General features: G+C 64.7%; 13 protein-coding genes. 6 read left to right on the forward strand and 7 right to left on the reverse strand.

Going from position 1 to position 21,370, the window contains the following annotated elements; translation table 11 throughout:
- The first annotated feature begins 28 nt into the window (after positions 1 to 28).
- The 4 genes from ACZ5BO_RS04395 (at position 29) to ACZ5BO_RS04410 (ending at position 13,393) form a co-directional block, all read left to right on the forward strand.
- The gene (locus tag ACZ5BO_RS04395) at positions 29 to 1,732 is read left to right on the forward strand and encodes a ShlB/FhaC/HecB family hemolysin secretion/activation protein (protein ID WP_464698421.1); all 1,704 of its coding nucleotides are present in this window, start codon (positions 29 to 31) and stop codon (positions 1,730 to 1,732) included.
- A gap of 35 nt (positions 1,733 to 1,767) precedes the next feature.
- A complete protein-coding gene (locus ACZ5BO_RS04400; RefSeq protein WP_464698423.1) occupies positions 1,768 to 11,403 on the forward strand; it encodes a hemagglutinin repeat-containing protein in 9,636 nt (3,211 codons plus the stop codon).
- 98 nt (positions 11,404 to 11,501) lie between these two features.
- A complete protein-coding gene (locus ACZ5BO_RS04405; RefSeq protein ID WP_236185715.1) occupies positions 11,502 to 12,257 on the forward strand; it encodes a hypothetical protein in 756 nt (251 codons plus the stop codon).
- 125 nt (positions 12,258 to 12,382) lie between these two features.
- Positions 12,383 to 13,393, forward strand: a complete 1,011-nt coding sequence (locus tag ACZ5BO_RS04410) for an AI-2E family transporter (RefSeq protein ID WP_016967043.1) — start codon at positions 12,383 to 12,385, stop codon at positions 13,391 to 13,393.
- Between the two features lie 89 nt (positions 13,394 to 13,482).
- Here ACZ5BO_RS04410 and ACZ5BO_RS04415 read toward each other — a convergent pair whose 3' ends face one another.
- On the reverse strand, positions 13,483 to 14,748 hold the full coding sequence (locus ACZ5BO_RS04415; RefSeq protein ID WP_464698426.1) for an Hsp70 family protein: 1,266 nt from the start codon (positions 14,746 to 14,748) through the stop codon (positions 13,483 to 13,485).
- Positions 14,749 to 15,046: 298 nt separating this feature from the next.
- Here ACZ5BO_RS04415 and ACZ5BO_RS04420 point away from each other — a divergent pair, with 298 nt between their 5' ends.
- Positions 15,047 to 15,985, forward strand: a complete 939-nt coding sequence (locus tag ACZ5BO_RS04420) for a DnaJ C-terminal domain-containing protein (protein ID WP_464698428.1) — start codon at positions 15,047 to 15,049, stop codon at positions 15,983 to 15,985.
- 23 nt (positions 15,986 to 16,008) lie between these two features.
- Positions 16,009 to 16,311, forward strand: a complete 303-nt coding sequence (locus ACZ5BO_RS04425; RefSeq protein WP_025130523.1) for a chaperone modulator CbpM — start codon at positions 16,009 to 16,011, stop codon at positions 16,309 to 16,311.
- 286 nt (positions 16,312 to 16,597) lie between these two features.
- On the opposite strand, the gene ACZ5BO_RS04430 is transcribed toward ACZ5BO_RS04425, so the two are convergent.
- The 6 genes from ACZ5BO_RS04430 to ACZ5BO_RS04455 all read right to left on the reverse strand — a co-directional run bounded on the left by ACZ5BO_RS04430 (position 16,598) and on the right by ACZ5BO_RS04455 (position 21,335).
- A complete protein-coding gene (locus tag ACZ5BO_RS04430; protein WP_025130524.1) occupies positions 16,598 to 17,737 on the reverse strand; it encodes a sensor histidine kinase in 1,140 nt (379 codons plus the stop codon).
- A 98-nt stretch (positions 17,738 to 17,835) separates the two neighbouring features.
- A complete protein-coding gene (ureC, locus tag ACZ5BO_RS04435; protein WP_025130525.1) occupies positions 17,836 to 19,536 on the reverse strand; it encodes an urease subunit alpha in 1,701 nt (566 codons plus the stop codon).
- Between the two features lie 110 nt (positions 19,537 to 19,646).
- Positions 19,647 to 19,952, reverse strand: a complete 306-nt coding sequence (locus ACZ5BO_RS04440; RefSeq protein ID WP_025130526.1) for an urease subunit beta — start codon at positions 19,950 to 19,952, stop codon at positions 19,647 to 19,649.
- Positions 19,949 to 20,482 (reverse strand): GNAT family N-acetyltransferase, encoded by a 534-nt coding sequence (locus ACZ5BO_RS04445; protein ID WP_464698431.1) that lies wholly within the window; start codon positions 20,480 to 20,482, stop codon positions 19,949 to 19,951. Before ACZ5BO_RS04445 ends, ACZ5BO_RS04440 begins: the two co-directional genes overlap by 4 nt.
- Positions 20,483 to 20,489: 7 nt before the next feature.
- The gene (locus ACZ5BO_RS04450; protein WP_025130528.1) at positions 20,490 to 21,023 is read right to left on the reverse strand and encodes a GNAT family N-acetyltransferase; all 534 of its coding nucleotides are present in this window, start codon (positions 21,021 to 21,023) and stop codon (positions 20,490 to 20,492) included.
- Positions 21,024 to 21,032: 9 nt separating this feature from the next.
- Entirely contained in the window at positions 21,033 to 21,335 is a 303-nt protein-coding gene (locus tag ACZ5BO_RS04455; RefSeq protein ID WP_025130529.1) for an urease subunit gamma, read from the reverse strand.
- Positions 21,336 to 21,370 lie beyond the last annotated feature (35 nt).

Raw genomic sequence — 21,370 nt, forward strand, 5'->3', positions numbered from 1 at the left:
GCGTCTGCGAATCAAGGGAATGCAAAGCATGTCGCGTTTTGGCTGGTTCAGGCCTGTAGTAGCGTTTTGTGCTTTATCTGGCTCGTTGACCCTCAGCGCCGCGCCGCTGCAGACGCCGGGTGACCGCGATCTGATCCGTGATCGCCAGCAGCAGTTGCTGCAAGAACAGCAAAAGCGCCTCGACGAACTGCAGCAACTGCCGGGCAAGACCTTGCCCCCCGAACCTGCTCCGCAACCTGGCGAGCAGCGTTGCTTCACCATCAAGACCGTGGTTCTCAAAGGTGCCGACCACCTCTCGACGGCCGACCAGGAACGCCTGGTGGCGCCCTATCGCGACCAGTGCCTGTCGGTGGCGCAGATCAACACCCTGCTCAAGGCCATTACCCACCACTACCTGGAACGGGGCTACGTCACCACCCGCGCCTATCTGCCTGCCCAGGAGCTAGCGTCGGGGCAGTTGATCATCGTCATCGTCGAGGGCCGCCTGGAAAGCCTGGACAGCTCGGCCCTGGCCAGTTCCCGAGAGTTGGCCATGGCCTTTCCCGGGGCCACCGGCGAGGTGCTGAACCTGCGGGAGCTGGAACAGTTGGTGGATCAGCTGAGCCGCCTGCCTTCGCGCCAGGTCGAGTTGGAGCTGTCTCCGGGGGAGAAACTGGGCGACAGCCGCGTCGGCCTCAAGGGCCAGCGTCTGAAGCCGTGGCGGGTGTCGGCGACGCGCAACAACGATGGCGATAAAAGCACCGGCGAGCAGCAGATGGGCGTCGGCCTGGATTGGGACAGCCCCCTGGGGCTGGCGGACCAGTTGAGCCTGCGGGCCAACCAGGATGCGGTCAGCGACCGCTGGCGCCACTCCGACAACCAGAGCCTCTACTACAGCTTGCCCTGGGGCTGGTGGACCTTCAATTACAGCTACAGCCAGAGCTACTACCGCACCCGCAACGATGTCACGGGCTTCAAGTTCGACATGGACGGCGTGAGCAAGAACCAGCAACTGCGCGCCGAACGGGTGCTGCACCGCGACAACCTGAGCAAGACCGGCATGAGCCTGGGCCTCAGCCACCTGCGCACGCGCAACTACATCGATGACAACCTGATCGATGTCTCCAGCAACCGGATCACCGAAACCCAGCTGGGCTTCAATCACGGACGCCGCATCGGCAACGCCCTGGTCAACGCCGACATTGGCTGGCAACAAGGCATCGGCGCACTGGATGCCCAGGCCAGCGGCCACCCCCAGGGCAGCGAGCCGGTGTCGCGCTACAACAAATACAGCCTGACCCTGAGCTACCTGCAGCCGTTGCGGCTGTGGGGCGAGAACTTCAGTTTCGACAGCCTGGCCACCGGCCAGCGCAGTGAGGATGTGCTGTTCAGCCCCCAGCGGATCAGTCTGGGCGGGCTCAATTCGGTTCGCGGCTTCCAGGACCAGAGCCTGTCCGGCAACAGCGGTGGCTACTGGCGCAATCAGCTGCGCTGGCGCCGTGCGGTGACCTGGCCGGTGCTGCAGCCGTTCCTCCAGGAATACGGCATGGCGTTCGCCTATGACGTTGGCGTGATCAAGGCCGATCGCTACAACCATGACGCCAGGGGCCGGATGACCGGCAACGCTTTCGAACTCAATACCCGCGGCCAGTACCTGGCCGCGTCTGTCAGTTTCGCGCGCTCCCTGGAGCGACCGGCAATCATCGAGCGGCGAGAACATCCGGTGTACTTCCGGGTAGACCTGTTCTTCTGACCTGACTCAAACGTTATTGGATGGATGATTCGCATATGGACGTACGCAAGCCTTTTGCCCAATGCATTGCCCTGTCTCTGTCGGGGATCCTGCTGCTCAATCCGATCGTCAGCGTCGCTGCCGGCCTGACCCTGGACCCGGCGGCCGGGGGCAATGCCAGCATTGGTGCCGCGGGCAACGGCGTCCCCGTGGTCAATATCAACGGGGCCAACGGCAGTGGCCTGTCCCATAACAAATTCAGCGAATACAACGTCGGCAGCAATGGCCTGATCCTCAACAATGGCACCGGCCCCACCCAGAACACCCAGCTGGGTGGCTACATCCTCGGCAACCCCAATCTCAAGGGCACGGCGGCCCAGGTGATCCTCAACGAAGTCACCGGCAGCAACCGCAGCAAGCTGGCGGGCTTTACCGAAGTCGCGGGCCAGTCGGCCCGGGTGATCGTCGCCAACCCCCATGGCATCACCTGCAACGGTTGTGGCTTCATCAACACCCCGCGAGCCACCCTGACCACCGGCAAGCCGGTGATCGAGGGGCAGAAGCTCGATCGCTTCCAGGTGGATGGTGGCGATATCAGCATCGAGGGCGCGGGGCTCAATGCGAGCAATATCGACCAGTTCGACCTGATCACCCGCAGTACCCAGCTCAATGCCAACCTCTATGCCAAGAAGCTCAACGTCATTACCGGACGCAACGACGTCAAGGCCGACGATCTGACGGTCACTGCCCGTGATGACGACGCCAGCGCCAAGCCGGCCCTGGCCATCGACAGTTCGGCCCTGGGAGGCATGTACGCCGGGGCGATTCGCCTGGTGGGCACGGAGAAAGGCGTCGGCGTGAACGTCTCCGGGGAAATGGCCGCCAGCACCGGCGACATTCAGATCGATGCCAACGGCAGGGTCACAGTGGCGAACATGGGCGCCAACCAGGCGATCGCGATCAAGGCCCAGAGCATCGACGTGCAAGGCAAGGCCTATGCCGGTACCGACGCGACGCTGCAGGCCCAGGAGCAGATCAAGGTCCAGACCAGCCTCGCGGCCCGTGATCAGGTGCGGGTGGTGGAGGCCGCCCAGGTGGTCAACCACGGCATCATCGAGGCCGGGGTCAACAGCGACAACAGCCGCAACGACCACGGCGAGGTCAAGCTGACCGCCGACCATCTGGAGAATCGTGGCAATGTACTGGCCAGCCGCAACCTGGAACTGACCGCACGCCAGACCCTGAACAACCAGAATGGCGTGATCCAGGGGCCCAAGGTCGAGGTCAAGACCGCGCGCCTGGTCAACCAGGGCGCGCAGGCCCGGATCCTGGCGCAGAACGAGCTGCTACTCAACACCCCGGCGATCGCCAACCTCGACGGCCTGATCCGTTTTGGCGATCGTCAGGCCGCGACTTTGTCCCTCGACACCTTCAACAACAACGGCGGACGCCTTGAAGTGGCCGGGGCCGACCTGACCCTCAACGCCCGCGAGGTGAGCAACCAGAAAGGTTCGATGATCGCCGACCAGGTGGAGATCCGCGCCGATCGCCTGGACAACCAGCAAGGCCTGATCGGTTCCAGCCAGGGCCGCGCCACCTTCAAGGTCAGCGAGCAGTTGAACAACAACGGCGGTCAGTTGCAGGCCCAGACCCTGCTGGAGACCGAGGGCGGGGAACTGCTCAACCAGGGCGGCAAGCTGCTGGCGGACCAGATCAAGGTCACCGGCAAGCGCCTGGACAACAGCCAGAAGGGCCTGATCAGCGCCGAGCAGGGCGCCCTGCAAGTGAGCCTCGATCAGGACCTGGTCAATGCCGGTGGCAAGCTCCAGGCCACTTCGCTCCTCAACCTCAAGGCCGCCAGCGTGGACAACCGCGGCGGCACCCTGGTCGCCCCGCAACTGACCCTCAACAGCGCCGGCAAGCTCGGCAACCAGGGCGGCACCCTCACCGCCGACAGCCTGGAACTGCACAGCGCAGACATCGACAACCAGGGCGGCCTGCTGCAAGGCAAGAACAACCTGCTGCTGGAAGCCCGGGACCTGGCGAACAACCAGGGCCAGGTCATCGGCAACGCACTGACCGCCAACCTCGACAGCCTCAGCCAGAACCAGGCCGGGGTGCTCAGCGCCGAGACCGGCAAGCTGACGCTGACGGTCAAGCAGCACCTGAACAACGCCCTGGGCCACCTGCAGGCCAAGGCGGGCGACGTGCAGATCGTTTCGGGCAGCCTGAACAACCAGGGCGGTGTGGTGGTGGGCAACCAGCTGCAACTGACCAACAGCGGCCTGCTGGACAACCGTGGCGGGCAACTGGCCGCTGATCGGCTGACCGTCACCACCCAGCGCCTGGACAACCAGGCGTCGGGCCTGCTGGCAGCCGGCAGCGATGGCCTGCAGTTGACCTTGACGGCCGACGGCACAGCGCCGGGGCAACTGCTCAACAACCAGGGGCACCTGCAAAGCGACGGGCATCTGCAGATCGACGGTGGTCAGTTGAACAACAGCGGCGGCGTGCTGCTGGGCCGCAGCGTCGGCATCGATGCCGCCGGCCTCGACAACAGCACCAAAGGTGCGGTGGTGGCCAGCCAGGGAGCGCTGGAACTGAACCTCAACCACGGCGCACTGAACAACAACGCCGGGGTCATCGACGCCGGTGACCAGGCGCTGCGAGTGACCCGGGGCGGGCAACTGGACAACCAGGGCGGCACCCTCAAGGGCAAACGCCTGGAGGTGGCGGGCACGGCCCTGGATAACCGCCAAGGGCAACTGCTGGCCGGCAGCGACGGCTTGAACCTGGTGGCCGGCGGCCTGAATAACGCCGCCGGGCTGATCCTGGCCAAGGACAGCCACGGCGAAGTGGCGCTGGGCCAAGGCACCCTGGATAACCGTGGCGGCACCCTCCAGGGCGCGACCCTGGGGATCACCGCCGGGGCTGTGGATAACAGTGCCCTGAACGGCAAGGCCGGGCTGATCAGCAGCCAGGCCGGAGCGCTCAAACTGGTGGTCGACCGCCTTACCAACCAGGCTGGCAAGCTCTACGCCAATGGCCTGCTCAGCAGCACCGGGCAGACCCTGGACAACCGCCTTGGCGGTGAAATCAGCGCCCAGCAGCTGGACTTGAACGTCGCGGCCAACCTCTACAACCAGGGCGGCCTGGTGGAGTCGGCCGGCTCGTTGCTGCTGGTGGGCGGCAACCTCGACAACAGTGCCGGGGGCCGGGTCCGTGCGTTGGGCGGCGAGCAAAGCCGGATCAGCCTCGGCGGCGTCCTCAACAACCAGGGCGGCACCCTGGCCCTGGGCTCCAACGCCTTTGCCCTGAATGCCGCACAACTGAACAACATCGGCGGCGGCATCGAACATGCCGGCGGCGGCCTGTTCAAGCTCGACCTGGGCACACTGTCCGGCTACCAGGGGCGGATCACCGGCCTCGGCCGTGGCGAATGGGATGTGGCGGTGGTGGATCGCAGCGGGCTGATGCAACTCAACGGTGCGCTGGACCTGAGCACCGGGGGCGACCTCAACCTGAGCGCCGGCGACCGCATCGCCAGCGCCACGGGCCTGCGAGTGGGCGCGAGCACCCTGAACAATGCCGGGGAACTGGCCACTGACGGCTACCTGACCCTGGACCTGGGGGGCAACCTGAACAACAGCGGCCTGCTGTCGTCCCGAGGCAAGCTGACGGTCGGCGCCACCGACCTCAACCAGAACGGCGGGCGTATCGCCAGCGGCGGTGACAGCGAACTCAACCTGCGCGGCACCCTGGACAACCTGGGGCGGCTGATCGCCAGCCAGAACCTCAATGTCTCGGCGGCGCAGATCAACAACCGCGGCACCCTCGGGGCGCTGGGGCAGATGCAACTGCGCTCCAGCAACGGCATCACCACTTCGGCCGACACCCTGATCTACAGCGGCGCCGACATGCTCCTGCGGGCCAACGGCCTGGCCAACAGCTACGGCGACATCTACAGCGCCGGCAACCTCAGCTTCGCCGCCCTCGACGGCGGCCGTGCGGCCCTGCTTAGCAACCGCTCCGGGACCATCGAGAGCGAGGGCGACATGAACCTCAATGTGGCGTCGCTGCAAAACGCCATGGACAAGTACCAGGTCGGCGAAGTCATCACCCGGCGCAATATCGAGATCAACTGCACCGACTGCTCCGGCGATCACCACACCGCCACTTACATCGTCAACACCACTTATGAAGGCACCATGGGCGAGCACTCCGCTGGCGCGCGCCTGGTGTCCAACCGTGACCTGACCATCAATGCCGACACGGTGGAAAACGATCAGAGCCTGATCGCCGCCAACCGCGATGTCTCCATCACCGCCAACAACCTCTACAACCGTGGCCTGACCCTGGGCCAGCGGATCGAGACCGTCAGCTATCTGCTGCTGGGGGTATCCCAGGGGGCCTTCCGGGCCGCGGAGCGGGCCACGATCCAGTGGAACGCCAACAACGCCAATCGCGCGCCGGGCCAGCAGGACCCGCTGCCGACCGTGGTGACTCAGTACCCGATCTACCAACCGGGCACTCACACCGTGCTGGTACCGGGAAACCAGACCGCCTACGCCTCCACCTTGCAGGCCGGCCAGCGCCTGCACCTGCAGGTCAGCGGCACCCTCGAGAACGGCGTGCAGAACGAGCAGAGCCGCGCCCAGCTCACCGGGCAGTCGCTGCAGAACAACCTGTCCCAGGTGGGTGGCCAGGTGATCACGGTCAACGCCCAAAGCTCGGCAGCCGCCAACCAGGTGGCCAAGGATGTACAACGCATCGAAAAAGTCGCCGCCGACGGCACGACCCAGGTCAGCTTCGTGCCAGTGGACTTCGCCGGCGTGCCTTTCGCCGCCGTGGACCCGACTTCCCTGTCGAGCTTCCGCGTGCCTCAGGGCGAGTACGGCTTATTCGTCAAGAGCCAGAACCCCCAGGGCCGCTACCTGATCGAGACCAACCCGACCTTCACCGACCTGTCGCGCTTCATGAGCTCGGACTACATGCTCGGCCACCTCAACTACAACACCGACCAGACCTGGCGCCGCCTGGGTGACGGCCTGTATGAGACCCGGCTGATCCGCGATGCAGTGCTGGCCCAGACCGGGCAGCGCTTCCTCGCCGCCGGGCTGACCAGCGACTACGACCAGTATCGCTACCTGATGGACAACGCCATCGCCTCCAAGGACCAGTTGAACCTCAGTGTCGGGGTCTCCCTGACCGCGGCGCAGGTGGCTTCGCTGACCCATGACATCGTGTGGATGGAAACCCGCGAGGTGCAGGGCGAAAAGGTACTGGTGCCGGTGCTCTACCTGGCCCAGGCGGAAACCCGCAACCTGCGCGGCGGCAGCTTGGTGCAGGGGCGCGACATGACCCTGATCGCCGGTGGTGACCTGAGCAACGTCGGCACCCTGCGCGCCAGCAACGACCTGAGCGTGAATGCCGGCGGCAGCCTGTACCAGGGCGGCCTGATCGAAGCCAACGAGCGGGTCAGCCTGATGGCCCAGGACAGCGTGCGCAACGCCCTGGCCGGGGAAATCCGCGGCAACCAGGTCAGCGTCACCTCGATCAAGGGCGACATCATCAACGACCGCACGGCGGTGGCCGTGGGCTATGGCTCGGGCAACCGCACCATCCTCGACCAGGGCAGCCAGATCACCGCGCGCCAGCAGCTGGACCTCAGTGCCGGCCGCGACCTGAGCAACCTCGGCCAACTCGCCAGTGCCGGTGATGCCAAGCTCAGTGCCGGTCGCGACATCGACCTGCTGGCGGTGCAGGATCACACCTTCACCCAGAGCGCGATCCGTCGCGGCCTGGTGACCCACGACACGGTGCAGACCCTGGGCTCCAGCGTGACCACCGGCGGCAACCTGGAACTCAACGCCGGGCGCGACCTGGCAGTGGTGGCGAGCAAGGTCGATGCCGGCCACGACCTGTCCCTGAATGCCAAGCGCGATGTGGTCATCGCCTCGGCCCAGGACGAGCAGTCCTCGACCTTCTACCAGAAGAAGAAAGGCTCCTGGGGCAAGAGCAAGACCACCCAGAGCGCCGACTCCTCGACCACCAACGTGGCCTCCGAGATCAGCGCCGGGCACGACCTGATGGTCAACGTCAGCCAGGACAAAGACGGCCGCATCAGCCTCAACGGCGGGCGCGACGTGACCGTGGTCGGCAGCCAGCTCAAGGCCGGCAACGACCTGCTGGTGGGCGCCACCCGGGACGTCAGCCTGGTCTCGGCCCAGGAGCAGCAGGACAGCGCCTACAGCCAGAAGAAGAAAGGCAGCTTCGGCCTGAGCAAGAGCGGCAACAGCCGCACTTCCAGCAGCACCACCCAGGTGGGCAGCGAGCTCAGCGCCGGCAACGACGCGGTGGTGATCGCCGGGACCAACGTCAACCTCTCGGCCAGCTCCATCGAAGCCAAGCGCGATGCCGAAGTGCGCGCCGGGATGATCGACAAGAATGGCGACATCAACCTGATGGACGCCGCCAACACCTCCAGCAGCCAGAGCGACAAGTACAAGAGCAAGGTCGGGTTCTCCAGCTCCGGCAGCTTCACTTCGATTGCCTCGGCGAAGAAGTCCGGCCAGGAAAACACTCAGTCCCAGAGCGTGGGCAGTGTGGTCAGTGGCGGGCGTGACACCACCCTGCAAGCCTCCCGCGACGTCAACATGATCGGCAGCACCGCGGCGGCCGAGCGCAACCTCAACGTAGGGGCGGGGCGCGATGTCAACGTGCTGGCCGGCAGCAACAGCTCGGACCAGAGCAACTGGAAATCCGAGAAGCATGTGGGGCTGTCCCTGGAGAGCGATCGCAACGGCGTCACCGCGTTCCTGGGCAGCGAAGGTCTCAAGAAGAAGTCGCGCAATGCCGAGCAGACGGTAGCGCCAAGCCAGTTGCTGGCCGGGCAGGATGCAACCATCAAGGCCGGGCGCGACCTGACCCTGGAAGGCTCGCGAGTGGACACCGGGCGCGATATCAACCTGCAGGCCGGGCGCGATATCAGCATCGATGCCGGCAAGGAAACCTCGATCGAGGAGCGCAGCAAGAGCCGTGACCGCAATGGCCTGACGGTCAACGTCAGCCACAACTACGGCAACACCATGGACGCCCTCAAGGGCACCGGCAAAGGTGAGGACAACACCAGCAAGGCGTCCAGCGTGCTGAGCACCGTGGATGCGATCAACCAGTTCACCTCGGGCCCGACCACCGCGACCCACTTCGGTACGGCCAGCCAGTCCAGCAGCTCGCGCCAGGAAGTGCACAGCAACAGCCCTGCCAGCCTTGGTGCCGGACGGGACATCAGCGCCGTGGCCGGCAATGACATCAACATTCGCGGTGGTCAGTTCGACGCCGGGCGCGACATCACCCTGGTGGGTCGCGACATCAATGTGGATGTGGCCCGCGGCTCGGTTTCCGAAGAGAGCAAGACCGCCCGCAGCCAGGGTGGCATCAACGGCCAGAGCGGTGGCGGCAGCGCCCGTGCCGGTATCGGCGGCAGCAACGGTGTGGCCAGCGAGCAGATGAACCAGGGCACCAACACTCCGTCGGTGTTCCTCGCCGGGCGCGATGTCAGCCTTGAGGCGCGCAACGACCTGACCCTGATCGGGACCCAGGTCCATGCCGGGCGCGATATCGACCTGGGAGCCGGCAATGACCTGACCATCCACGCTGCGCAGAACGATTCCAGCAGCGAATCCAGCCGTCGCAGCGGCGGTGGCGAAGTGGGCCTGGCGGTGGGCGGCAAGGATTTCATCTCGGTCTATGCCAGCGTCGACATGGGCAAGGGCCAACTGGACCGGGACAACCAGCGGCAACAGAACGCCAACCTGGTGGCCGGTGATCAGCTGCGTTTCAGCAGCGGCAAGGACACCACCATTGCCGGCGCCACCCTGCGTGGCGGCGAAGTCGTCGGCCGGGTTGGCGGCGACCTGACCGTGTCCTCGGTGCCGGACACCGGCAAGGTCAGCGGCAAGGAGCTGGATGCCAGCGTCACCGTGAGCATCGGCCTGGGCGGTGGTGGCAGCGTCAGCGGTTCCCTGGGCGTGGGCAAGACCACCGGCAAGACCAACTGGGTCCAGGAGCAGACCAGCATCACCGGCAAGAATGGCGTGGACATCCGCACCGAGAAGCACACCCAGCTCGATGGCGCGCTGGTTGCCGCCGACAACGGCAACCTCAAGCTGGACACCGGCACCCTGGGCTTCCGTGACATCTCCGGCCAGGACAAGGAGCACAGCTACTACGTGAACGCGGGCGGCACCTTTGGCTGGGGCGGCGGCGACGGCGCCAAGGCCACCGGTGGCAAGGACGTGGCCTTCACCACCGACAAGAGCCAGGAAGGCAAGGGCAAGACCGGTGCCTCCGGCTGGAGCGTCAGTGGTTATGACTACCGCAAGGAGCGTGAGCAGGAAGTGCGCGCCACGGTGGGCGCGGGCACCATCACCGTGCGCAACGACGCCAAGACCGGCGCGGACTCCACTGCGGGTCTGAACCGCGATGTGTCCCAGGCCTATGAAATCACCAAGGACAAGGAAAAGCGTACCGACCTGTATGTGTCCCAATCGTCCCTGGAGGCGGTGGGCCATCCGGTGCAGACCCTCAACCAATGGGCCCAGGGGCTCAAGGACTATGGCAAGAATGCGTCGGCGGCTTTTTCCCAATACGGTGATCTGACCAAGGCAGCGGACAAGGCACTGGCAGACAACCCGGCACTGGCGCCCCTGGCCTGGATACCGGGGCTCTTGCAGAAAGCCATGGACGAGTCGGCCTACTACACCGGCGGAGTGATGCCGGGCGTCATCAGCCATGGCGGCGTCATCACCCAGGTCCCGGCGCTGCTGACGGGGGACATGAGCTTCTATCATGTGACGATGCAGTACAAAAAGGATAAAGATGGCCATGTCTTCATCGACCCGGAAACCGGCAAGCCGGTTATGGACGTGGATGCGACACGCGAAGGCCTGAAGACCCTGCTGACACCTGACGGTAACGGTGCGGTGTTCACCAACGGGATTCAGAACTCGCTGGATGCGGCGCTGGTCAATGGCGGCATGCAGACCGGCCAGGACCAGTTCATGCAGGCCTACAACCCGGAACACGGCCTGCTGGGCGACCTGGTGGAGTCGCTGTGGGATGTGATGCTCGGCGGTGCCGTGCGTTCGGGGAACGCACGGCAGCTCAGCGACTTCCTCGGCGCCGGTATAGACCAGGGCAACAAGCTGGATGTCTTCGGGCACAGCCAGGGCGGCTTGCTGACGTACCGGGCCATTGCCGGGCTCAATTTCAACGTCAATGGCAATGCGGGTAGCATCCAGCTGTCGGGCGCGCCCGTCGGCTCGACGGACTTCTTCGCGGCGGCCAAGAATGCCGGGTTCGATATCAGTGAAGGGGCGTTCTTCCAGGTCAACCGGCCGACATCGAGCATGCTCTTCAATACGTTGCCGGTGACCGATACAGTGTCCGACTTGCTGGGGCTGAATGCGTGGCACTCGTCCGATACGGTTGCCCGATTCTTCGGCGCCGCGGCCACTTCAGGCAAGTTGTTGGGTGCGGACAGTCCTCACTCCAACTACCTGTGTGTGGCCAAGGACATTTGTGGTGGGGCTGGCAGTAAACTGCAAGACACCTTCAAGCGCAGCGACAAGTACATTGTCCCGACCTTGATCGATCAGTACGGCAACGACAAATTACTGGGCACGCAATGAAGGCTGCACGGATCGCGCTGATAGTACTGACCAGTGGGTTGCTGCCGGCTTGCGGCGGCCCACCCTTGGTCTATGAAAATGCGCGCCTGGATGCCCGAATGCTGTGCCAGGAGGGCGCGAAGCGGGTCACCCTGATGCAGCGTTATTCCTTCGATCTGCCTGGGCCATATCGGCAGGCGCCGTGCGGCACCGTCACCGGTGGCTTCGACTATGAAAAGGGCCGTGACGCGCTGTCGGTCGGTACCTCCGGAACCTTCTCCTACGGTACGGTCCAGGTGACGGCTGCGGCGCTGTACATGCGGGTCAACAGCTTTCTCGATGGCCGGGCGGACGGGCTGCTGTATCCCCGCCAGGCTTTTCTGGATGATCTGCTGGCTCGGCAGGCGTTGCCGTCCCATACCGGGGTCAAGCCCAGCAGCCTGGAGTGGGTGACAGTGCAGGGCTTTCAATGCCTGCGTGCCTACGAGCGCTGGGAAGGGAGCGCGGTGGGCATTCTCGAAGACAAGGTCAAGTACTGGTGCTGGGAACAGGAGAGCGGCCTGCAGCAGCCGTTCTATGTGCATGCCGGGCAGCGCCTGGCCCTCGGCGCCAAGGGCTACGACCTGGATCAGGTGTTCATACTGCCGTTCTTCCAGAGCCTGAAGATCAACCCTTTGCCGGCGCCGGTGCTGGCGAAGGCCCAGGCCGATCTCCAAGGGTTCTGCGCCCATATCAAATCTCGCTACGACCAGAACCTGGTATGGGGGGATGACTACCCCGATAAGCGACTGATCCGGACACAATTGCATTACTGCGGCTACGACGTGGCGCTGCCCGACCTTGCAGCCCCGGTGGCCCGGGCCAAAACCGACTGAACCTTCGCCGGTCACAACACTCCAGTACCCTGTAGGCCCATGCCCTTGGGGCGCCTGCCACTATTCCTCCGGGGTGAAGGCTGGCAGACTGCCGGTCTTTTCCCCGCTGTTTGTCTTGAGGCTATATGCCAGCGTTTTCACAGCGTCATCTGTTGTTCATCAGTTGGATCATCATCTTCGGCGGCCTGCTCCTGGCCTTGCCCTTGCGCCTGCTACCTAGCCTGCTGGCCGGTCTGCTGGTGTTCGAGCTGGTCAACATGCTCACCCCGCAACTGCAGCGCCTGATCGAAGGCCGGCGGGCGCGCTGGCTGGCGGTGGCCCTGCTGGGCACCCTGGTGGTCAGCTTGCTGACCCTGCTGTTCGCCGGAGCCATCAGCTTCCTGCTGCATGAGGCGGAGAACCCCGGGGCGTCACTGGGCAAGTTCATGGTGGTAGTGGACAAGGCCCGGGGCCAGTTGCCGCCGTTCCTCGATTCCTATCTGCCGGCCAGCGCCGCCGAGTTCCAGGCCGCCATCGGTGCCTGGGCCAGCAAGCACCTGAGCGAGTTGCAACTGGTGGGCAAGGACGCGGCGCACATGTTCGTGACCCTGCTGATCGGCATGGTCCTGGGGGCGATCATCGCCCTGCAGCGGATTCCCGACCTGACCAAGCGCAAGCCCTTGGCCGCGGCGCTGTTCGACCGCCTGCACCTGCTGGTCCAGGCGTTTCGCAACATCGTTTTCGCGCAGATCAAGATCTCCCTGCTCAACACCTTCTTCACCGGGATCTTCCTGGCGCTGATCCTGCCGCTGTTCGGGGTCAAGCTGCCGCTGACCAAGACCCTGATCGTCCTGACCTTCCTGCTGGGCCTGCTGCCGGTGATCGGCAACCTGATCTCCAACACCCTGATCACCATCGTCGGCCTGTCGCTGTCGATCTGGGTGGCGGTGGCGGCGTTGGGCTACCTGATCTTTATCCACAAGCTGGAATACTTCCTCAACGCGCGGATCGTCGGCGGGCAGATCAGCGCCAAGTCCTGGGAGCTGCTGCTGGCGATGCTGGTGTTCGAGGCGGCGTTCGGCCTGCCCGGGGTGGTGGCGGGGCCGATCTATTACGCCTACCTGAAAAGCGAGCTGAAGCTGGCGGGCTTGGTTTAACGGCAGCTGCAAGCTTGCAGCTTCAAGCCACAAGCTAAAGCCGCTTTGCTTGCCGCTTGAAGCTTGAAGCTTGAAGCTTGCTGCTGCTTTTATCCGTAGCGCTTCTTGGCTTCGATCGCCAGGCCGCTGCCGATGCTGCCGAAGATGTTGCCTTCCACATGCCGGGCATTGGGCAGCATCGCCGCCACGCTCTGGCGCAGCGCCGGAATGCCGCTGGAGCCGCCGGTGAAGAACACCGTGTCGACCTGGCCGACGCTGACATTGGCGTCCCTCAGCAAACCGCTGACGCTGGTGCGGATGCGCTCCAGCAGGCTGTCGATGGACGACTCGAACAGGGCCCGGCTGAGGTCGACGCTGAGGTCGCGCTCGATCCGGTCCAGTGGCACCAGGCGGTTCTCGGCATGGGTCAGCTGGATCTTGGTTTCCTCGATCTCCATGGCCAGCCAGTGGCCGGCGCGCTGTTCGATGAGCTTGAACAGGCGGTCGATGCCACCGGTGTCCTCGATGTCGTAGCGCATGCTGCCCAGGGCCAGCTGGGACTTCTGCGAGTACACCGAGTTGATGGTGTGCCAGGTCGCCAGGTTCATGTGGTGGCTGGTGGGCATGTAGGCGCCGCTCTTCATCCGGCTGCCGTAGCCGAACAGCGGCATCACGCCCTGCAGGCTCAACTGCTTGTCGAAGTCGGTCCCGCCCACGTGTACGCCGCCGGTGGCGAGGATGTCGTCGTGGCGGTTGTCGACGCCACGGCGCTCGGGGGACAGGCGCACCAGGGAGAAGTCCGAGGTACCACCGCCGATGTCGACGATCAGCACCAGTTCTTCACGTTCGATGCTGGACTCGTAGTCGAAGGCCGCAGCGATGGGTTCGTACTGGAAGGACACTTCCTTGAAGCCGATCTTGCGGGCCACTTGCACCAGGGTGTCTTCGGCTTCCTGGTCGGCGGCGGCATCGTCATCGACGAAGAACACCGGGCGGCCCAGCACCACTTCTTCGAATTCCCGACCGGCGGTGGCTTCGGCACGGCTCTTGAGCTGGCCGATGAACAGCCCCAGCAGGTCCTTGAAGGGCATCGCGGTGCCCAGCACGCTGGTGTCGTGCTTGATCAGCTTGGAGCCCAGCAGGCTCTTGAGCGAGCGCATCAGCCGGCCTTCGTAGCCTTCCAGGTACTCGTGCAGCGCCAGGCGGCCGTACACCGGACGGCGCTCCTCGATGTTGAAGAACACCACCGAGGGCAGGGTGATCTTGTCATCCTCCAGGGCAATCAGCGTCTCCTCGCCGGGGCGCAGCCAGCCGACGGTGGAGTTGGAGGTGCCGAAGTCGATGCCGCAGGCACGGGCCGGGGAGGCGTTGTTCATGTCTTTCGATCCGGTGAAAAAAACGGCCGCGCAGCGTACGCCAGTCCTCGCGCGTTGCAAAGGCCGACTATCTGCTAAATCGCAACCGGTCACGCCTTGAAAGACTATCCTTGACCCCCAAACTTGCAGGCATGAGCCTGGCAGTCCCGGAATGCTCGCAAGATCCGCCAGTGGCTGCCGATAAACTTCTGATGCGCCGTTCAGTCAGAGGATTGAGACCGATCAATTCTCATGCTGCCAGACCGGGCATGCTGTGCTGCACGCCGCGCGACATTGATAACGGATGGTGATTCCCGCGATGGACTTCAAAGACTATTACAAGATTCTCGGCGTGGAGCCGACGGCTGACGATAAGGCGATCAAGGCCGCCTATCGCAAGCTGGCGCGCAAGTACCACCCCGACGTCAGCAAGGAAAAGGACGCCGAGGCCAAGTTCAAGGACGCCTCGGAAGCCTATGAAGCGCTGAAAAGCGCCGACAAGCGCGCCGAATACGATGACCTGCGCAAGTATGGCCAGCATGGCCAGCCGTTTCAGGGCCCGCCGGGCTGGCAGAGCCGTGGCGGCTTTGGCGGCGACGACGGTGGCGACTTCTCGGACTTCTTCAGCTCGATCTTTGGTAACCGGGGGCCAGGATTCGGCGGCCCGGAGCAGCGCCGCAGCAGTGGCCGTCGTGGACAGGATGTGGAAATGGAACTACCGATCTTTCTTGAGGAAACCCTGTCGACCGAGTCGAAGAAGATCAGTTTCCAGGTCCCGCAGTACAACGCGGCCGGCCAGCATGTGAGCAACACCAGCAAGAGCCTGAACGTGAAGATCCCTGCCGGGGTCACCGACGGCGAGCGCATCCGCCTCAAGGGCCAGGGCGCCCCGGGTGTCGGCGGTGGGGCCAATGGCGATCTGTACCTGACCATTCGCTTCGCCCCTCATCCGAAATTCGATGTCGAGGGCGAGGACCTGATCATCACCCTGCCACTGGCTCCCTGGGAGCTGGCGCTGGGTACCGAGGTGGCGGTGCCGACCCTGACCGGCAAGATCAACCTCAAGGTCCCGGCCGGCAGCCAGAACGGCCAGCGCATGCGCGCCAAGGGCCACGGCCTGCTGAACAAGGCCGGCCAGCGCGGCAACCTGTTCGTACAGCTCAAGGCGGTGATGCCCAAGCAGGCCGGCGACGACGTCAAGGCGCTGTGGCAGGAGCTGGCGAAGAAGGCCGCGTTCGATCCTCGGGAACATTTCTGATTCGACACTAGGAGGCGCTGACCATGAGCACCCTGATCGTTCAGCTGGACATGGAAGAGTTCTGTGAAGTGGCTGACCTGCCGGCGGCCTATGTGATCGAAATCGTCGAACACGGCATTCTCGAGCCTCAGGGCCGTGCGCCCAAGGACTGGCGGTTCAACGATGTCGAACTGGCCCTGGCCAAGCGTGCGGCGAAGCTGCGCCGTGACCTGGAGCTGGAATGGGAAGGCGTCGCCCTGGCGCTGGACCTGCTGGAGGAAGTCCAGCAATTGCGCGCCGAGAACCAGATGCTCAAGCAGCGCCTGGGCCGCCTGCTGGTGGACTGAGCGCCCCGTAGGAGCCGGCTTGCCGGCGAAGGGGCCCTTGAGCCTTGCGCAAGCTATGCCGACGCCTTCGCTGGCAAGCCAGCTCCTACGGTTTGCCCCCCGTTCGTTGTAGGAGCCGGCTTGCCGGCGAAAGGGCCCTTGAGCCTTGCGCAATCTGTGCCGACGCCTTCGCTGGCAAGCCAGCTCCTACGGTTTGTCCCCGTTCGTTGTAGGAGCCGGCTTGCCGGCGAAGAGGCCCTTGAGCCTTGCGCAATCTGTGCCGACGCCTTCGCTGGCAAGCCTGCGCCTACGAGCTGGCGCGGGACACCCGTGGCAGGATCACGGTGAAGGTGGTGCCGTCGCTCTCGTTGGAGCTGACTTCGATGCTGCCCTGGTGCGCGGTCACCACTTCCTTGACGATGAACAGGCCCAGGCCAAGGCTGGTGCTGGGGTTGCCCAGGGCCTCGTCGGCGCTGCGCACCAGGGGGTCGAACAGGGTGCTCAGGGCCTCCTTGGGAATGGGCGCGCCATAGTTGTGGATGGTCAGCAGCACCTGCTCGGCACCGCCGGTGAGGGTCACCGTGACCGTGCGGCGGTTGCTGCCGTGTTGCAGGGCATTGCCAATCAGGTTCTGCAGCAGCTGCTCGATCCGTCCACGGTCCCAGATGCCATGGCTGTCGCCATGAAAACTCAGCTGCGGGGTGCAGTCGGGCTGCCCGGCGCAGGCTTCGTCCATGGCCGCCTTGACCGCGCTGGCCAGGTCCATGGGCGCCGGCTCGATGGGCAGGCTGGTGCCCAGGCGGCTGCGCACGAACTCCAGCAAGTCACTGACCATCGCCCCCATGTGCCGGGTGCCACTCTTGATCCGCGACACGAACGCCTGGGCATCGGCGTCCAGCGCCACTTTGCGCGCCAGCATCTCGGTGGACATGCTCACCGCCTGCAGCGGCGCTCGCAGGTCGTGGCCGAGGATCGCCAGGAAGATGTCCCGCGAGCGATTGACCTGTTCGGCATAGGCCGCCGTCGACTCGGCCAGGGCCTCGTCGATGGCTTCGTTGAAGCGGATCATGTCCTGGAAGTACGCCAGCTCCGGCGAGTCCAGGCTGTCGACCCAGAGGCGGATCACACAGGCGCGCAGGTGACGGAATTCCGACGTCATCTGCACCAGATCGAAACCCACGTGGTGGCGCAGTTCGCCATGGCTGGCGGCGGCCGCGTCCAGGCTCGGGGTCTTTTCCGGGCCTTCGCCGCGGGCCTTGGCCAACTGCTCGCCAGGGCTCTGGGCGGTGCACATGTCGCGGGCGGCGGCCAGCAGGATCGACTTGGCGTGGTCGCGCAGTTGCAAGCGGCTCATGGAGTCGGCTTCAGGGGCAATGGACCGGGCGAACTGCTCCCATTTATCAACGATTCGATCTACGTGTTGCACGATGAAATCGGACAGGTGCATGGCCGGATACCTTGCAGGGCAGAGAGTGAGGAGGCGAGTGGCATATTAGCGCCTCGATGGCGTCTTTCAACACGGCCTCCGCTCAGTGGATAGCGCTTCTAGAACAGAAAGTAGCGCTGGGCCATGGGCAGCACATCCGCCGGTTCACACCACAGCAGAACACCGTCGGCCTTGACCTGGTAGGTCTGCGGGTCGACGTCGATGTTCGGCAGGTAGTCGTTGTGGATCAGGTCGGCTTTCTGCACGTTGCGACAGCCCTTGACCACCGCAATGCGTTTTTTCAGGCCCAACTGCTCTGGCACGCCGGCCTCCAGGGCCGCCTGGCTGATGAAGGTCAGGCTGGTGGCATGGCGGCTGCCGCCGTAGCTGGCGAACATCGGTTTGTAGTGCACCGGTTGCGGGGTCGGGATCGAGGCGTTGGCGTCGCCCATCAGGCTGGCGGCAATCGCCCCGCCCTTGAGGATCAGGGTCGGCTTGACCCCGAAGAATGCCGGGCGCCAGAGCACCAGGTCGGCCCACTTGCCGACTTCGACGGAGCCCACCTCATGGCTGATGCCGTGGGTGATCGCCGGGTTGATGGTGTACTTGGCGATGTAGCGCTTGACCCGGAAGTTGCTGTTGCCCGGGCCATCCCCCGGCAGCGGGCCGCGCTGCTTGTGCATCTTGTCGGCGGTCTGCCAGGTGCGGGTCACCACTTCGCCGACCCGGCCCATGGCCTGGCTGTCGGAACTGATCATGGAGAAGGCCCCGAGGTCGTGAAGGATGTCCTCGGCGGCAATGGTTTCCCGGCGGATGCGGCTTTCGGCGAAGGCCACGTCCTCGGCAATGCTCGGGTCCAGGTGGTGGCAGACCATGAGCATGTCCAGGTGTTCGTCGATGGTGTTGCGGGTGAAGGGCCGGGTCGGGTTGGTGGAGCTGGGCAGCACGTTGGCGAAGCCGCAGGCCTTGATGATGTCCGGCGCATGGCCGCCGCCGGCGCCTTCGGTGTGGTAGGTGTGGATGGTGCGGCCCTTGAAGGCGCCGAGGGTGGTTTCGACGAAGCCCGATTCGTTGAGGGTGTCGGTGTGGATCGCCACCTGCACATCGTACTGGTCGGCGACGTTCAGGCAGTTGTCGATGCTGGCCGGGGTGCTGCCCCAGTCCTCGTGCAGCTTGAGGCCGATGGCCCCGGCCTTGACCTGTTCGATCAGCGGCTCCGGCAGGCTGGCGTTGCCCTTGCCGGTGAAGCCGATGTTCATCGGGAAGGCGTCCGCCGCCTGAAGCATGCGCGCCATGTGCCAGGGGCCCGAGGTGCAGGTGGTTGCATTGGTACCGGTGGCCGGGCCGGTGCCGCCGCCGATCATGGTGGTGACGCCGCTCATCAGCGCTTCTTCGATCTGCTGCGGGCAGATGAAGTGGATATGGGTGTCGATGCCGCCGGCGGTGAGGATCATGCCTTCACCGGCAATCACCTCGGTGCTGGCGCCGATGGCGATGCTCACGTCGGGCTGGATGTCCGGGTTGCCGGCCTTGCCAATGGCGGCGATGCGTCCGTCCTTCAAGCCGACGTCGGCCTTGACGATGCCCCAGTGATCGATGATCAGCGCGTTGGTGATCAGGGTGTCCACCACTTCGGCGGCCAGCAGCTGGCTCTGGCCCATGCCGTCGCGGATCACTTTGCCGCCGCCGAACTTCACTTCTTCACCGTAGGTGGTGAAGTCCTTCTCCACTTCGATCCACAGCTCGGTGTCGGCCAGCCGCACCTTGTCGCCCACGGTAGGGCCGAACATATCGGCATAGGCCTCACGGGAAATCTTCATCGCAGCTCCTTACAGAAAACAAAACCTGTAGGAGCTGGCTTGTCAGCGAAGGCGGCCTCTCGGGCCCTTTCGCCGGCAAGCCGGCTCCTACGCGCGTGGCGTCGAGGGGCTCAGAGGTCGCCCATGATGCGTCCGGCAAAACCGAAGACCCGGCGATGACCCGCCAGGTCCACCAGTTCCACTTCCCGGGTTTGTCCCGGTTCGAAGCGCACGGCGGTGCCGGCCGGAATGTTCAGGCGCATGCCGCGGCTGGCGGCGCGGTCGAAGGTCAGGGCGTCGTTGGTTTCGAAGAAGTGGTAGTGAGAGCCGACCTGGATCGGCCGGTCACCGCTGTTGGCAACGCTCAGCCTGAGGGTACGGCGCCCGGCATTGAGTTCGATCTCGCCAGGCTGGATCTGGTATTGGCCAGGAATCATAGGGGTTGTCCCAAGGTCTTGAAGTAGATGGCGGTGGGGGTATAGGTGCCGTCCGGGCTCTGGCAGTAGTTGGGCAGTTCGCCGACCCGGGTATAGCCCAGGGAGCGGTAGAAGTCTTCGGCCGCCGACCCCGCTTCGGTGTCCAGGTAGAGCAGGCCGCGCTTGTGCTGGCGAGCGGCCTGTTCCAGGGCCGTCATCAGTTGCTGGCCCAGGCCCCGGCGCCGGGCGCTGTGCAGGACCTGGAGCTTCTGCACTTCGCCACGATTGCGCCCGTTGGCTTTCATGCACAGCGCCAGTTGCACGCTGGCCAGGACCTTTTCATCGTGGACCACCACCCACAGCAGCAGGCTGCCGTCCTCGACGCCGGCCTGGACCTGATTCAGATAGGCCCGGGCCTGGCTGTCATCCAGGTCGGCCATGAAACCTATCGATGCGCCGTGCTGCACCGAGTCGAACAGCAGGTCGATCAATCCCTGGCGGTAGTGGGCAAAGCTTTCTCCATGGACAAGGCGCAGTTGGGCGGCGTTCATCGACAGGTCACTCCTTGTGAGGGGCGGGCGGTTGGGCCCCGGGGTTGAGCGTCAGTTGCATGAAGGTCAGGTCCAGCCAGCGCCCGAACTTGGTGCCCACCTGGGGCATCTGCCCGGTGATGATGAACCCCAGGCGCTCATGCAGGCGGATCGAGGCGCTGTTGCCGGTTTCGATGGCGGCCACCATCACGTGCTTGTCACAGCCGCGGGCGCGTTCCAGCAGCGCCTCCATCAGGCGCGGTCCCAGGCCATTGCCGCGCTGGTCGCCGCGCACATAGACCGAATGCTCCACGGTGTGGCGAAAGCCGTCGAAGGGCCGCCAGTCGCCGAAAGAAGCGTAGCCGAGCACCTGCTCCTCGGGGGTGACGATCACCAGGATCGGATAACCCTGGGCCTGGCGTGCGCTGAACCAGGCCTGGCGGTTGCCCAGGTCCACCGGTGATTCGTTCCAGATCGCCGTGGTATTGAGCACGGCATCGTTGTAGATATCGCGAATTGCCGGCAGGTCGGCGTGCAGCGCGTCGCGGATGCGATAGGTCATGGCACGGCCTCAGGCGATGGGTTGATGGACGGTGACCAGCTTGGTGCCGTCGGGGAAGGTGGCCTCCACCTGGATGTCCGGGATCATCTCCGGGATGCCTTCCATCACCTGTTCCCGGCTCAGCAGGGTGGTGCCGTAGTGCATCAGCTGGGCCACGGTCTGGCCGTCACGGGCACCTTCGAGCAGGGCCGCGGAAATGTAGGCCATGGTTTCCGGATAGTTGAGCTTGAGGCCGCGGGCCAGTCGCCGCTCGGCCACCAGGCCGGCGGTGAAGATCAGCAGCTTGTCTTTCTCGCGTGGGGTCAGGTCCATCGTGATCAATCCGTTATGGGCAGTTAGAAGAAGTC

This window comes from Pseudomonas sp. FFPRI_1 (assembly GCF_055384485.1).